This window comes from Polynucleobacter sp. UK-Mo-2m-Kol15 (assembly GCF_018881505.1).
Taxonomy (GTDB): domain Bacteria; phylum Pseudomonadota; class Gammaproteobacteria; order Burkholderiales; family Burkholderiaceae; genus Polynucleobacter.
In genome coordinates this window covers 1,284,661-1,298,383 of record NZ_JACVQC010000001.1, presented here as the reverse complement: position 1 = coordinate 1,298,383, position 13,723 = coordinate 1,284,661, and the positions used below count along the sequence as shown (strand labels likewise).

Genomic DNA, 13,723 nt, shown 5'->3' with positions numbered 1-13,723 from the left:
TCCCCTACTTTCTTTCTGGACGTCTAAATATCGGTTTATCCAGCCTAGATTCAGATGCAACAAACTTATAGCCATCTAAATTGAAACCCTTTAAATCTTCAGGATCAGTGATGCGGTTTTCAACTACATACCGTGCCATTAGGCCTCTAGCTCGCTTTGCATAAAATGAAATGATCTTATATTTACCATCCTTACCATCCTGAAAAACTGGAGAGATCACTGGGCAACCTAAGCTCTTGGCTTGCAACACCTTAAAATATTCTTCAGAAGCTAAATTAAGCAGTAGAGGATTCTTTTCTTGCTCTAGCATCTTCTTTAGTGAATTGGTTACTCGTTCGCCCCAGAATGCATAAAGATCTTTACCTCGAATGTTTTTAAAGGCTGTACCCATCTCTAGGCGGTAAGGCTGCATTAAATCCAAAGGTCGCAATGAACCATAAAGCCCAGACAAGATACGAAGATGATTCTGCGCAAAATCAAGAGATTTAACATTCAGGGTCTGTACATCAAAACCATCATAGACATCGCCATTAAAGGCGTAAATAGCTGGCTTACTATTTTCTTCAGTAAATTTCTTGGACCAATCTCGATAGCGCCCCACGTTAAGAGCCGCCAATTGGTCAGATAAACCCATCAGATTGGCAATCTCCTGAGGCGATAGCTTCTTGAGCTCAGCTATTAACTTAGCCGATTCAGCAACAAACTCTGGCAAGGAGGTGGTCTTGACCTTGTAGGGGGTTTTGTAATCCAGGGATTTAGCGGGCGAAAGGACGATCAGCATGGCACAATTTGAATATGAATATCTTCCATTCTAGCGACTACCCACTTTATTTGCCTTAAACCGCCTGCATGGACCAAATCCGCCCACTAGCGCCACCTTTCCCTAGCCGCCTACCTGCAGTAGGGACAACGGTATTTACAGTCATGTCCGCCCTTGCTGCAAAGCACCAGGCAATCAATTTAGGCCAAGGTTTTCCTGACTTTCCGTGTGATCGGGAGCTGATATCTCATGTAAATGCTGCAATGCTTGCCGATCATAATCAATACCCCCCAATGACGGGCATTGCAGATCTGCGCCAAGGTATAGCTCAAAAAATATATGAGCTATACGGTTATCAATACAACCCTGACACAGAAATAACCATTACTGCCGGCGGTACTCAAGGAATCATGACCACAATCTTGTCCTGCGTCAGCCCGGGGGATGAAGTCGTCATCATCGAACCTGCTTACGATAGCTATCGCCCTTCGGTTGAATTGGCTTGCGGAAAAATTGTTGCAGTACCTTTAATTGCCAAGCGTGATAATCAAGGTGGTGTTTGCTCATATTTAATACCTTGGACTGAACTAGCCAATTCAATCAATGCAAAAACGCGCCTGATTATTATCAATACACCGCACAATCCAACCGGTATGGTTTGGAAGGCATCTGATCTTGATCGCTTAGCCGACTTAGTAAGGGGCACTAATGCGCTACTCTTAAGTGACGAGGTCTATGAGCATATGGTGTTTGATGGAATAAATCACGTCAGCATTGCAAGTCATCCAGAATTAGCAGCGCGAAGTTTTTTAATATCGAGTTTTGGTAAAACCTATCATGTCACTGGATGGAAAGTTGGCTATGTAGCTGCGCCTGAAAAGATGATGCAAGAGTTTCGTAAGGTGCATCAGTTCAATGTGTTCACAGTAAATACACCGATGCAGTTTGGGTTAGCAGAATATCTCAAGAATGCAGATCACTATTTAGGGCTAGCATCTTTTTATCAAGCTAAACGAGATTACTTTAGCAGAGGCTTAAAAGAAACTGGCTTCAAATTATTGCCAGCGCCAGCAAGCTATTTTCAGTGCGTTAATTACACCGAACTGAATATTCCCCAAGCCAAGATGAGCGAAGCAGATTTTTGTTTCTGGCTAACTGCAGAGATTGGCGTAGCCGCTATTCCGGTTTCTGCTTTTTACGCTCAGCCAGTTGAGTCTGGTGTAATCCGTTTTTGTTTTGCAAAAAAAGAAGAAACGTTATCAACTGCATTAAAGCGTTTACAAACCCTGTAGAAGAGGAATTGATCATGGCAATAAGCAAGCCCAATAAGGACATCATTGATGTTTACAGCTGGGCAACCCCAAATGGGCATAAGGTTCACATCATGCTCGAAGAGTGCGGTTATAAATTAGGCAAAGACTGGCTTGCTCACCCAATTGACATTGGTGCTGGCGATCAATTTAAGCCAGATTTTTTAGCGATAAGCCCAAATAATAAGATTCCAGCCATCACTGATCCAAATGGTCCAGATGGAAAACCCATTCATCTCTTCGAATCTGGTGCTATCTTGCTCTACATAGCTGCTAAAACCGGGAAATTTTTACCTAAATCCACCCGAGGCAAATACGAAGTTTTGCAATGGCTCATGTTCCAGATGGGTGGCTTGGGACCTCTTTTAGGACAAAACCACCACTTTCGAATCTATGCTCCAGAGAAGATTGACTACGCAATCAATCGCTACACTAATGAAGCTAAGCGTTTATATGGTGTGATTGACCATCAACTGAAAGATAATCCTTATATTGCTGGAAAAACTTACTCAATCGCTGATATCGCCATCTTTCCATGGACTCGCAATTGGAAGAATCAAGGCATTGATATCAATGAGTATCCACATTTCAAACACTGGTTTGAAATAGTGGCTGAACGTCCTGCCGTCAAGCGTGGCGTTGAAGTATTAAGCGCATTACGTAAGCCCGTGCATGATGACAAAGCAAAAGAGCAATTATTTGGCTCATCACAGTACCAAAAAAGGAAATAGCATGAAGATTCAGTCGGTCGGGGTTATTGGTGCAGGCACGATGGGCAATGGTATAGCACAGGTCTGCGCTGTTGCTGGTCTTGATGTCGTCATGGTTGACGTTAATGATGCCGCAGTTGATAAGGGCTTAGGTCAAATCAGCAAGAGCTTGGATCGCCTTGTTAAGAAAGAGATCCTCACAGCGGAAGAAAAAGATGCCGCACTCAAGCGTATCAAGGGGAGTACTTCCTACGCTGACTTTAAGGACCTGCAACTAGTCATTGAAGCTGCCACCGAAAATCAAGCTATTAAAGAAAAGATTTTGAAGCAAGTTGATGAGATCGTCAGCAAAGAAACTATCATTGCCACTAATACTTCTTCACTTTCAATTACGAAGCTTGCCGCTTTAGATTCCACACCAAGCCGCTTTATTGGTATGCACTTTTTTAATCCGCCACCTATGATGGCATTAGTTGAAGTCATTCGGGGTTTGCAAACTTCAGACGCAACCCACTCTGCCATCATTGAAATGGCTAAGCGCATCGGCAAAGAGCCGATCACAGTCAAGAACTCTCCTGGCTTTGTAGTGAACCGCATTCTATTGCCAATGATTAATGAAGCTTTCTTTGTTCTTCACGAAGGCCTTGCTAGCCCCGAAGATATTGATGCTGGCATGAAATTGGGTTGCAATCAACCGATAGGGCCACTCGCTTTAGCCGACTTAATTGGTCTTGATACATGCCTAGCAGTTATGGAAGTCTATTTTGAGAACTTCAGCGACTCCAAGTATCGCCCTTGCCCATTGCTCCGCGAGATGGTTGATGCTGGCTACCTAGGTCGCAAAACTGGGCGCGGTGTCTACACCTATGATCAGTAACTCTCAACATACCAACCCATTATTTCTATAAAAGAGTTCTTGTGAACCCCTTACCTCCTCTAGTTCAAAAATTAGGTTATGCCGGCCTCATTCCTTTTGTTGGCCTAGCTTTAATGGTTCAATTGGCTCCTACACCGCTGAATTATCTAAGCGCTGAGTCGCTAGCAGGTTATGGGGCTGTTATTACTTCATTTATGGGCGCTCTACATTGGGGCGCCAATTTGCATAGGCTAGGCAAAGCGCCGATAGGTGATCGTTGGGAGGATCGTAACGCATGGATATGGGGTGTGATACCTGCCCTAGTTGCCTGGGTTGCGCTGCATATTTATATTCCAGTTGGTATGGTGATCTTGGCATCAGCTTTGATCATCCAACGTAATATCGATAAAGAAACCTATCGACGCTATTTTTCTAACGAAGAAGCATTCACTGCATTCATGACTATGCGCAATCGACTGACGGTAGTTTCTGCAGGATGCTTAATTTGGGCCGCTCTCGTTATTTTATTTGTCCAAAACTAATTAGGGTACATGGGTAATCTTTTTAACCAATCGCCTCCCCCGCCATTAGCGGAGTCGTTGCGCCCAAAAACTATCGAAGAAGTCATCGGACAAACACATCTACTAGCAAACAGCAAACCACTCCATCTTGCATTTGCATCTGGCAAGCCGCACTCAATGATTCTTTGGGGTCCACCAGGGGTAGGTAAAACCACCTTAGCAAGACTCTCAGCAAAGGCTTTTGATCGAGAATTTATAGCGATATCTGCTGTTCTTGCTGGTGTTAAAGAAATTCGCGAGGCAATTGAGCAAGCACAACAAAGCATGTCTCAATATGGTCGGCAAACCATTCTGTTTGTTGATGAAATTCATCGTTTTAATAAAAGTCAGCAAGATGCCTTATTGCCACACGTTGAGTCTGGCTTATTTACTTTTATTGGCGCAACAACTGAAAATCCTTCATTTGAAGTGAATTCAGCCTTGCTTTCACGTGCACAAGTCTATGTACTTAAATCATTAAGCGCTGAAGAGCTTAAGCAATTATTTGATCGGGCGCAACAATTTTCAATGCCTGATACAAAGTTTGAATCGGCAGCAATTGATACCCTAATTGCTCATGCAGATGGCGACGCTAGAAGACTACTCAATTTGGTCGAGCAAGTAAGTAATGCTGTCTCTACCCCAAATTCTCAGATTCTTAAAGTTGATGAGCATTTCATTGAGAACGCTTTAAGTGTTCAAGCTCGCCGTTTTGATAAAGGAGGCGACCACTTTTATGATCAAATCTCCGCCATGCACAAATCAGTACGGGGCTCTAATCCAGATGCAGCGCTATATTGGTTCTGCAGAATGTTAGATGGTGGTGCCGATCCTCGCTATCTGGCCCGAAGAATTATTCGCATGGCCTGGGAAGATATAGGACTAGCCGATCCTAGAGCAATGCAGCTTGCGAATGATGCAGCGCAAACCTTTGAACGACTTGGCTCCCCTGAGGGTGAACTTGCACTTGGGCAAGCCGTGGTGTATTTAGCAATCGCTGCTAAAAGTAATGCAAGCTATAAGGCGTATAACGCTGCAAGAGCCTATGTTGCGAGCGACCAAAGTAAACCCGTACCCAATCATTTGCGTAATGCCCCAACCAAGCTAATGAAAGAATTAGGTCATGGTAAAGAATATCGTTATGCGCATGATGAGCCACATGCCTATGCAGCTGGAGAGTCATACCTACCAGAGGGAATGGCGGAGCCTCATTGGTATGAGCCTGTCGATCGTGGGCTTGAAAGCCAAATTAGCGAGAAGATGACCTTTTTACGAAAATTAGATGCCGAATCTAAAAAGAAATGACCTTAGACCAGATGAGCTCAAAGACCGTAAGGGGAACTTTTTATTACGACATTATTTCTCCATTCTCCTACTTTTATATTAAGCAACGTCATCGGCTTGACCAGCGTGTAAAAATTGAGCCAGTGCCAATATTATTAGGCGGTTTATTTCGCGCAACTGAAAATCGGGGCCCTGGAGAAGTAGCAGCCAAACGACCCCACACCTATCAATACTGTGTATGGCTTGCAGAAAAACTGGGGCTCCCTTTTCGTTTCCCAAAACATCATCCATTCCTTACAGTTGCGGCGCAGCGCTTGTTAGTAAAAGAAGAGGCTCAATGGGAAATGATAGAGCGCGCATTTGAGTTTGTCTGGGCAGAAGGCAAGGATCCCAATTTATCCTGGCCGGAGTTTTGCCAATATTTAGGATTAGCAGAAAACACAGCTAAACCAGATTCACCAGAGATCAAAGCAAAGCTCATCAGCAATACAGAAAGCGCAAAATCGGATGGTGCATTTGGCGTCCCAACGCTAATCATCAATGGACATGCCTTTTGGGGTGTAGATACTATCGATTGGACCTTGGATTACCTAAATAGGCCGGGCATGTTTAATGAGGAAACCTATCGACACGCTGGACAAGTACCCTCTGGACTTTGAGCAATACAATCAGAATTATTCATTTTTTAGTAGATTTTTAAGGACTATCACCATGCGCAAAATTATCGCCTCACTTTTTATTATTGTTAGTTTCCTTGCCAGCGCTACCAGCTATGCCGGCCCTAAAGTGGAATTCAAAACTACTATGGGGAATTTTGTAGTGGAACTAGATGATGTCAAAGCGCCTAAGACAAGTGCTAACTTCTTGAACTACGTCAAGAGCGGGTTTTATAATGGAACAATTTTTCACCGTGTTATCGATGGTTTCATGATTCAAGGCGGAGGCTTTACGCCAGACCTAAGCCAAAAGGCGACTAATGCACCTGTAGTATCTGAAGCTCAAAATGGTCTCAAGAATCAGACTTATACCATAGCAATGGCTCGCACTTCTGACCCAGATTCAGCAACAGCTCAGTTCTTTATTAACGTTAAGGACAACGAAGGATTGAATTATCCAAATGCTATGGGCAATGGGTATACCGTATTTGGTAAAGTTATCTCTGGTACGCAAACAATTGATGCCATTCGTAAAATTCCTACCATGGTTGCATCAGCACCAAAAATGGGTCGCATGTCGGATGTGCCAAGCAAGACCGTCACAATTGAATCGGCCACTGTTTTAAAGTAATTTCAAGCTAATATTTGAGCCCCAACAGTCATCAGCATGATATTGCTTGACGATGCCCAAAGCAGTCATGCTAGGCCAAGTAGTCGCCTTTATGAAGCGCTATTGCAATCATGGACGATATACCCTCAGTCTAAGCCCTCTGCAACAATCGCGGCCGTAAATCAATGTCTACAGAGTATTGATGAGGCATTAGCTCGCGGAGAATATGTTGTCGCTGCTTTTGCTTATGAATTGGGCCTATACATTCATAAAATTGATCAGCGCCCAGCATTGAAAAATCATCCCCATCCACTTGTACAGGCCTGGTCTTTTAAATCTTTTAAAAGCCTGAGCAAGGAAGATGTTGATGCCTTTATTAATCATGAAGTTGCGACCCTTGAGCCTGATAAGCAAATTGCAGGAATTGCCAATCTTCACTCCTCGATTGATAAAAAACAATTCTCTTCCGAGATTGAGAGTATTCAAGAATACATCCGTAATGGCGATACTTATCAAATTAACCATACATTTCGAATTACTGGTGAGACCTACGGTGATCCACTTGCCCTGTATGCGCGCTTAAGAGAAAGGCAGCCGGGAAGATTTGGTGCATTTATTTCCCAAGACTCAAGCTTTATTTTGTCACAATCACCGGAGTTATTTATTCAAAAACAAGGAGTTACTTTAAAGGCCATGCCTATGAAGGGTACTGCTAGCGCACTAAATGACTCAGCCGAGCACTTGTCAGCAGATGCAAAGAATCGAGCTGAGAATGTCATGATTGTTGATTTACTGCGCAATGATCTCAGTCGCATAGCTTTGCCAGGTACGGTTACCGTTCCTACTCTTTTTGAGGTTGCTAGGTATGGCGACGTTCTACAAATGACCTCAACTATTCAAGCTGAAATAAAACCCGAAACTAGATTGACTAATATCCTGAATGCAGTTTTTCCCTGTGGCTCTGTCACTGGGGCACCAAAGAAGCGTAGCATGGAGATCATCCAAGAATTAGAGCCGCAAAATCGCGGCTACTATTGTGGCGCTTTGGGCTGGATTGATCCTAGCGGCGACTTTGCATTTAGCGTGCCAATCCGTACCCTTGAAATTGATCAAGATACAAAGACGCATGCATCATCTTTTACATTGGGTATCGGTGCTGGTATTACGATTGATTCTGAAGCAGATAAAGAATGGGAGGAGTGCCAAATTAAAGCGTCCTTCTTAAGTAAGATGCCAAGTGAACTAGCTTTATTTGAGACTATTTTGATTCGTCAAGGCAAGGTACAACATCTGCAACTTCATATGGAACGCTTAGTAAATTCAGCTTTGATGCTGGGGATTCCTTGCCCCATTGCTGAGGTAATCAGAGTTATTGAGCTCAACTGCAAAGATTGCAATACTAATTCTGAATATCGTTTGCGATTAGACCTCGACTATACAGGCATACCGAGCTGTAAGGTTACCCTGCTTAACCCACTGCATGGTCCAACCAAGCTATTTTGGGCGAGCGATATTCTTCCTGATCCTAGTAAAGCCATACTTCATTCAGGCAATATTTTATTGAGACACAAGTTGAATTGCCGAAGTATTTATGATCAAGCATGGCAATTATCTGAGTTGCTCGGTGGCTTTGACGCACTTTTTATTAATGAGCACGGCTTTGTTACTGAAGGTGGAAGAACTAGTGTTTTCATTAAATCCGGAGATGCCTGGCTTACGCCACCTGTTTCAGCCGGCCTTCTGCCGGGAGTAATGAGATCAATCGTATTAAATGATCCACAATGGAATGCCCATGAAGCCAACCTGACCATTGAAGATGTTCGGAATGCAAAAGAGATTATGCTTAGCAATGCACTCCGGGGCCTCATACCCGCCCATTTTTAGAAAGTAAGTATGAAGTTTTGCTCGCACTGTGCAGCGCCTATTAGCATCAAGATTCCTGCGGATGATTCTCGGGAACGTCATGTCTGTGAATCTTGCGGCATCATCCATTACTTCAATCCACGCAATGTAGTTGGCAGCATTCCTATCTTCGGTAAACAAATTTTGCTATGCCGTCGCGCCATAGAGCCTCGCTATGGCTACTGGACTCTCCCAGCTGGATTTATGGAGCTTGGTGAAACTACTAGCATTGGAGCTGCAAGAGAAACCCAAGAGGAGGCTGGTGCAATTGTTCAAATTGGCCCACTCTATTCACTGCTAAACGTGCCACATGCAGAGCAAGTTCATCTTTTTTACCTCGCCTCAATGAGCTCACCAGACTTCCAGGCTGGTGAGGAGAGTTTAGAGGTTGGCCTTTTTAATGAGGAAGATATCCCTTGGAGTGAGATTGCATTTCCAACAGTCAAGCAAACTCTAGAGTGGTTTTTTAATGACCGTACCGCAGGAGTCTTTGATTCTGGTCTTGAATTTAGCGTTCGCAGCAGAGATATCTTGCCATCAGAAAAAATCTAAGTCTGGCTATATCATGAGCAATATCAATTGGCTGGGGTCTCAGGATGAATTTCCAAATCCAATCGAATATCCTGATCCAGATCCAAGTGTCCCAGGCCTAATTGCAGTAAGCGATCGTATTTATCCAGGGCAACTAGCTCGTGCATACCAGATGGGGATTTTTCCGTGGTACTCAGATAACCAGCCAGTGCTCTGGTGGTCACCTAACCCCAGAATGGTACTAAAGCCCAAGGACTTTAAATGCCATGACTCCCTAAAGAAAAGCATTCGTCATTTTTTAACAGCTGAACAAAAAAATATCTATGTTGATGAAGACTTTGGAGCAGTGGTCCGCTCCTGCGCAACCGCAAGAAGAAAGAACCAAGATGGTACGTGGATTACTCATGAAATCATGGACGCCTACACCAATCTTTATGAGCAAGGCCATGCCCATAGCATTGCTATAAAAGAGGATGAAAGAATAATAGGCGGCCTCTATTGTGTGTCATTTGGTGGAATGATTTTTGGAGAGTCGATGTTTAGCCATCAAACTGGCGCATCTAAAATTGCCTTGGCCGCTCTTGCCGCATGGTGCCAACAACATCAGGTAGAAATGATTGATTGCCAACAGGAGACGGCGCATCTGGATTCTCTGGGCGGAGCACCAATACCTCGACATGAATTTTTAACTCACCTGCAAATTGCCTTAAAGCAATCTAATATAGAGATTCCATGGAAATTTGATAAAGCAATTCTGCGTCACTGGCTATGACCCAACTAAAAGAACTCCCCTTAACTGAACTTCAGTTTTACGCAACAGCACCCTACCCCTGTAGCTATTTGCCGGGAAAAACTGCTCGCTCACAGGTAGCGACGCCCTCACACTTAATTCACGCTGACTTATATGGAGAGCTAGTGAATGCAGGATTTCGTCGCAGCGGCTTATATACCTATCGCCCTTATTGTGATGAATGTAATGCCTGTATTGCAACACGAATTCCAGTAAAGCATTTTGTAGCAAATCGCAGTCAAAAACGCTCATGGAAAAAGCATATTGGATTAGATATTCGCGTACTGAAACTAGGTTATCAAGAAGAGCACTTCCAGCTCTACCAACATTACCAAAATGAGCGTCATGCTGGCAGCGAAATGGATCAAGATGACCAAAATCAATATATGCAGTTTTTATTGCAAAGCCGTGTTAATTCTAGAATCATAGAATTTCGGGATGGGTCAAACGATACTGATCCTGGGCGCCTGCGAATGGTTAGCATGATTGATATCTTGGACCAAGGTATTTCCTCGGTTTATACCTTCTTTGACGCTAAGAATACCTCTGCGAGCTATGGAAGCTTTAGCATCTTGTGGCAAATTCAACAGGCCATGGAATTGGATCTTCCCTATCTCTATCTTGGCTACTACATTGAGAACAGTGAAAAAATGTCCTATAAAACGAAATTTCAGCCTATTGAAGGTTTAGTTGACGATCACTGGCAGCCAATCATTGGGCCATAATATCTACCCATGATCGATAGCTATTCCCTTTTACGCCCCTGGCTCTTTTCTTTAGACCCTGAGCGGGCTCATAACATCACTCTGAATAACCTAGATCGCGCAGAGCGCTGGGGTTTGCTGCGCTGCTTAATCAAGCAGCCTGTTCCAGATCCCCGTCATCTGTGCGGCATCACCTTTCCAAACCCAGTTGGTCTCGCTGCAGGTCTCGATAAAGACGGTAAACATATTGATGCCTTGGGATCCCTAGGTTTTGGTTTTTTAGAAATTGGTACAGTCACCCCAAAGCCGCAACCCGGCAATCCAAAACCGCGTATGTTTCGCCTACCCCAAGCTCAAGCACTCATTAATCGGATGGGATTTAATAATGATGGTGTCGATGCTTGTGTAAAACGTGTACGCAATTCTGCTTATTGGCAAAATGGTGGCATTGTTGGCTTAAATATTGGCAAGAATGCCAGCACACCAATTGAGGATGCTGCGAGCGATTACGTCTCAGCAATGGAGGCAGTCTATGAGGTTGCCTCTTACATTACTGTCAATATCTCATCTCCGAATACCCACAATTTACGAGCACTCCAAGAAGAGGATATGCTGCGCTCTTTACTTGGCTCTCTGCATTTAGCGCGAGAGGCGCTTTCTGACAAGTACGGTATTCGCAAGCCCCTGTTTTTAAAAATAGCACCCGATCTTAATCAAAGCGATATAAAACTTATTGCAGAACTATTGCTTGAATTTAAGATCGATGCAATTATTGCTACAAATACAACCATTGCGCGAGACGCTGTTAAAGGCCTTCAGTTTGGAGAAGAATTGGGAGGCTTATCTGGTGCACCAGTTCGTAATGCCTCTACCGAGGTGGTTATGAACCTAAAACAGCATCTTGGCAATGCTATTCCGATTATTGGCGTTGGAGGCATCCTTTCTGGTGCAGATGCATTAGAAAAGATATCTGCTGGAGCATCTCTAGTACAAATCTATAGCGGCCTAATCTATCGAGGTCCAAACCTAATTGCTGAGTGTGCTGCTAAATTGAAAAAGTAGCTTTCTAAGGGCTAGGAAGTAGGCAATCATTCAAACCATATTTCATATTGTGCAATTTCACTAAAAATCGCTACAATTGATAGCATGACATCAAGCAAAACAGAAAAAATGCCTAAAGCTCCTGGTGAAGCTGGCAAAACAGCTATCCAGGTAGTTGAGCGCATGATGAACCTACTCGATGCATTAGCTGTCCACGAAGACTCAACCAGCCTTAAAAATCTTGCCGAAGAAACTGATCTACACCCATCTACAGCTCACCGAATCCTCAATGACCTTGTAGCCTGTCGCCTCGTTGAGCGAGGAGATGGTGGTACCTACCGACTAGGACTAAAGTTACTTGAGCTTGGTAACCTAGTTAAAGCCCGCTTATCTGTCCGAGAAGCTGCACAAGCCCCAATGCGTGCCCTGCATAAGTTAACTGGCGAGACTATTAATCTTTCGGTCAGACAAGGTGACGAAATTGTTTACATTGATCGAGCCTATAGTGAACGCTCTGGGATGCAGGTTGTACGCGCCATTGGTGGACGCGCACCACTCCACCTCACATCAGTAGGTAAATTATTTTTGGCTAGTGACGACCCAAATCAAGTCCGAGCTTATGTCACCCGTACCGGCCTGGCTGGGCACACGAGAAACAGCATTACAGACCTCGGAAAGTTGGATGCTGAACTCAATCAAGTTCGCAAACTAGGCCACGCGCGTGACAATGAAGAATTAGAATTAGGTGTAAGTTGTGTAGCTGCTGAGATTTTTGACGACAGTGGGAAGTTGGTAGCAGGCCTCTCATTGAGCTCACCCACGGATCGAATACAGGCTGACTGGTTAAAGCTATTACAGGATACTGCCCTGCAGATATCCAAAGGAATGGGCTACAAACCCAAAGTTAGTGATCCTAAAGCCTAATGCCCAAATCATTTGGGAATGTAATTACATTAAACGACGAATTGCATGAGGCTCTCCCGAGGGCATACGCTCATACCAATCACGCACTCTCACAGCGTCAGCAAACCGCGATTGTGATCCAACAGAATCCAAGAAAATCAGTAACAAAGGCGTGTTATTGACTCGAGCCTGCATGACTAAGCACTTGCCTGCAGCATTAATAAAACCTGTTTTTTGTAAGCCGATATTCATATCGCCAGCTCGCACCAAACGATTGGTGTTTAAGAACTTTTGCGGACGTTTAGCAATCACCATTGTCAGATCTGGCCAGGTAGAAAAATCACGAATTACTTTATATTGATAAGCGGCGCTGAGCAGACGCGCAAGATCTTCAGCCGATGCTACATTCTCGCTCTTGAGGCCGGTGGGATCTGCAAAGTGGGAATGGTTCATACCAATTTCCTTGGCCTTGCGGTTCATGGCATCAACAAAGGCAGAAATACCTCCTGGGTAATTACGACCTAAGGTATAAGCAGCACGATTCTCTGAAGACATCAAAGACAGTAGCAAAGCTTCTTCTCTGGTTAAGATAGTTCCACCAACAAGGCGGGAAGTTCGATAAATATTGACATCCTCTGCATTGATTACCAAGGTTTCATCGAGGGGTAATTTAGAGTCAAGCACAACCATTGCCGTCATCAACTTGGTAATAGAAGCAATAGGCAAGCTGACGGAGGAATTTTTTTCAAAATATACATCTTTAGTATCTTGATTAACAACCATCGCAACACTCGATTTCAAGCTGAGATCATCATGTTGACCCCTTAAGCCTAAGGCGGTGGCAAATGAGGGTCTTGCTGCTACAACTGGATCACTTGAGCGGGTCACAGTAGTGCGTACTGTTTTGGATTTCTTAGTAGATTTTGCTACCTTCTTTACTTCTACTTTGGTAGTTTTCTTGGGTGATGAATTAGATGTCTTCGAAGTTTTGGAATCGTTATTGGCTGCACTTACCTGAAACGAACTGGCCACACCAAATGACATTAGTCCAACTAAAGTGATGAGCCAAAATCGATTCAAATACATCCCCAAAAAACCTTCCGAAA

Annotated in this window: 15 protein-coding genes; 13 read left to right on the top strand and 2 right to left on the bottom strand. The window is 43.9% G+C overall.

What is annotated here, in order from left to right; translation table 11 throughout:
- Nucleotides 1–4: 4 nt before the first annotated feature.
- A complete protein-coding gene (gene yaaA / locus ICN43_RS06745; RefSeq protein WP_216198031.1) occupies nt 5–781 on the bottom strand; it encodes a peroxide stress protein YaaA in 777 nt (258 codons plus the stop codon).
- A 68-nt stretch (nt 782–849) separates the two neighbouring features.
- Here yaaA and ICN43_RS06740 point away from each other — a divergent pair, with 68 nt between their 5' ends.
- The 13 genes from ICN43_RS06740 (at nt 850) to ICN43_RS06680 (ending at nt 12,638) form a co-directional block, all read left to right on the top strand.
- Complete coding sequence (locus tag ICN43_RS06740; protein WP_216198029.1) at nt 850–2,052, top strand: methionine aminotransferase; 1,203 nt, start codon at nt 850–852, stop codon at nt 2,050–2,052.
- 41 nt (nt 2,053–2,093) lie between these two features.
- A complete protein-coding gene (locus tag ICN43_RS06735; RefSeq protein ID WP_216199973.1) occupies nt 2,094–2,801 on the top strand; it encodes a glutathione binding-like protein in 708 nt (235 codons plus the stop codon).
- Nucleotide 2,802: 1 nt separating this feature from the next.
- A complete protein-coding gene (locus ICN43_RS06730) occupies nt 2,803–3,657 on the top strand; it encodes a 3-hydroxybutyryl-CoA dehydrogenase (RefSeq protein WP_216198027.1) in 855 nt (284 codons plus the stop codon).
- Between the two features lie 41 nt (nt 3,658–3,698).
- Nucleotides 3,699–4,178 carry a DUF3429 family protein gene (locus ICN43_RS06725; protein ID WP_216198025.1) on the top strand — a complete coding sequence of 160 codons (480 nt, stop codon included), beginning with the start codon at nt 3,699–3,701 and terminating at the stop codon, nt 4,176–4,178.
- Nucleotides 4,179–4,187: 9 nt separating this feature from the next.
- On the top strand, nt 4,188–5,501 hold the full coding sequence (locus ICN43_RS06720) for a replication-associated recombination protein A (protein WP_216198023.1): 1,314 nt from the start codon (nt 4,188–4,190) through the stop codon (nt 5,499–5,501).
- A gap of 11 nt (nt 5,502–5,512) precedes the next feature.
- Nucleotides 5,513–6,139, top strand: a complete 627-nt coding sequence (locus tag ICN43_RS06715; protein ID WP_216198021.1) for a 2-hydroxychromene-2-carboxylate isomerase — start codon at nt 5,513–5,515, stop codon at nt 6,137–6,139.
- Nucleotides 6,140–6,191: 52 nt separating this feature from the next.
- Nucleotides 6,192–6,767, top strand: coding sequence for a peptidylprolyl isomerase (locus ICN43_RS06710; protein WP_216198018.1), 576 nt, complete (start codon nt 6,192–6,194; stop codon nt 6,765–6,767).
- Between the two features lie 36 nt (nt 6,768–6,803).
- A complete protein-coding gene (locus tag ICN43_RS06705) occupies nt 6,804–8,630 on the top strand; it encodes a chorismate-binding protein (protein WP_216198016.1) in 1,827 nt (608 codons plus the stop codon).
- A gap of 9 nt (nt 8,631–8,639) precedes the next feature.
- Nucleotides 8,640–9,200: an NUDIX hydrolase gene (locus ICN43_RS06700; protein WP_216198014.1), complete on the top strand. Its 561-nt coding sequence runs from the start codon at nt 8,640–8,642 to the stop codon at nt 9,198–9,200.
- A 13-nt stretch (nt 9,201–9,213) separates the two neighbouring features.
- A complete protein-coding gene (gene aat / locus ICN43_RS06695) occupies nt 9,214–9,951 on the top strand; it encodes a leucyl/phenylalanyl-tRNA--protein transferase (RefSeq protein ID WP_216198011.1) in 738 nt (245 codons plus the stop codon).
- Nucleotides 9,948–10,694: an arginyltransferase gene (locus ICN43_RS06690; protein WP_216198009.1), complete on the top strand. Its 747-nt coding sequence runs from the start codon at nt 9,948–9,950 to the stop codon at nt 10,692–10,694. Before aat ends, ICN43_RS06690 begins: the two co-directional genes overlap by 4 nt.
- Nucleotides 10,695–10,703: 9 nt before the next feature.
- Nucleotides 10,704–11,735 carry a quinone-dependent dihydroorotate dehydrogenase gene (locus tag ICN43_RS06685; RefSeq protein WP_216198008.1) on the top strand — a complete coding sequence of 344 codons (1,032 nt, stop codon included), beginning with the start codon at nt 10,704–10,706 and terminating at the stop codon, nt 11,733–11,735.
- An 84-nt stretch (nt 11,736–11,819) separates the two neighbouring features.
- On the top strand, nt 11,820–12,638 hold the full coding sequence (locus ICN43_RS06680) for an IclR family transcriptional regulator (RefSeq protein WP_370623167.1): 819 nt from the start codon (nt 11,820–11,822) through the stop codon (nt 12,636–12,638).
- 24 nt (nt 12,639–12,662) lie between these two features.
- Here ICN43_RS06680 and ICN43_RS06675 read toward each other — a convergent pair whose 3' ends face one another.
- The gene (locus tag ICN43_RS06675) at nt 12,663–13,697 is read right to left on the bottom strand and encodes a serine hydrolase (RefSeq protein WP_370623166.1); all 1,035 of its coding nucleotides are present in this window, start codon (nt 13,695–13,697) and stop codon (nt 12,663–12,665) included.
- Between the last annotated feature and the right edge of the window lie 26 nt (nt 13,698–13,723).

What these genes read in the sequence shown, in the direction of transcription:
- yaaA (WP_216198031.1), bottom strand. Translation starts at nt 781, where the DNA reads ATGCTGATCGTCCTTTCGCCCGCTAAATCCCTGGATTACAAAACCCCC.
- ICN43_RS06740 (WP_216198029.1), top strand. Translation starts at nt 850, where the DNA reads ATGGACCAAATCCGCCCACTAGCGCCACCTTTCCCTAGCCGCCTACCT.
- ICN43_RS06730 (WP_216198027.1), top strand. Translation starts at nt 2,803, where the DNA reads ATGAAGATTCAGTCGGTCGGGGTTATTGGTGCAGGCACGATGGGCAAT.
- ICN43_RS06720 (WP_216198023.1), top strand. Translation starts at nt 4,188, where the DNA reads ATGGGTAATCTTTTTAACCAATCGCCTCCCCCGCCATTAGCGGAGTCG.
- ICN43_RS06715 (WP_216198021.1), top strand. Translation starts at nt 5,513, where the DNA reads ATGAGCTCAAAGACCGTAAGGGGAACTTTTTATTACGACATTATTTCT.
- ICN43_RS06710 (WP_216198018.1), top strand. Translation starts at nt 6,192, where the DNA reads ATGCGCAAAATTATCGCCTCACTTTTTATTATTGTTAGTTTCCTTGCC.
- ICN43_RS06705 (WP_216198016.1), top strand. Translation starts at nt 6,804, where the DNA reads ATGATATTGCTTGACGATGCCCAAAGCAGTCATGCTAGGCCAAGTAGT.
- ICN43_RS06700 (WP_216198014.1), top strand. Translation starts at nt 8,640, where the DNA reads ATGAAGTTTTGCTCGCACTGTGCAGCGCCTATTAGCATCAAGATTCCT.
- aat (WP_216198011.1), top strand. Translation starts at nt 9,214, where the DNA reads ATGAGCAATATCAATTGGCTGGGGTCTCAGGATGAATTTCCAAATCCA.
- ICN43_RS06690 (WP_216198009.1), top strand. Translation starts at nt 9,948, where the DNA reads ATGACCCAACTAAAAGAACTCCCCTTAACTGAACTTCAGTTTTACGCA.
- ICN43_RS06685 (WP_216198008.1), top strand. Translation starts at nt 10,704, where the DNA reads ATGATCGATAGCTATTCCCTTTTACGCCCCTGGCTCTTTTCTTTAGAC.
- ICN43_RS06680 (WP_370623167.1), top strand. Translation starts at nt 11,820, where the DNA reads ATGACATCAAGCAAAACAGAAAAAATGCCTAAAGCTCCTGGTGAAGCT.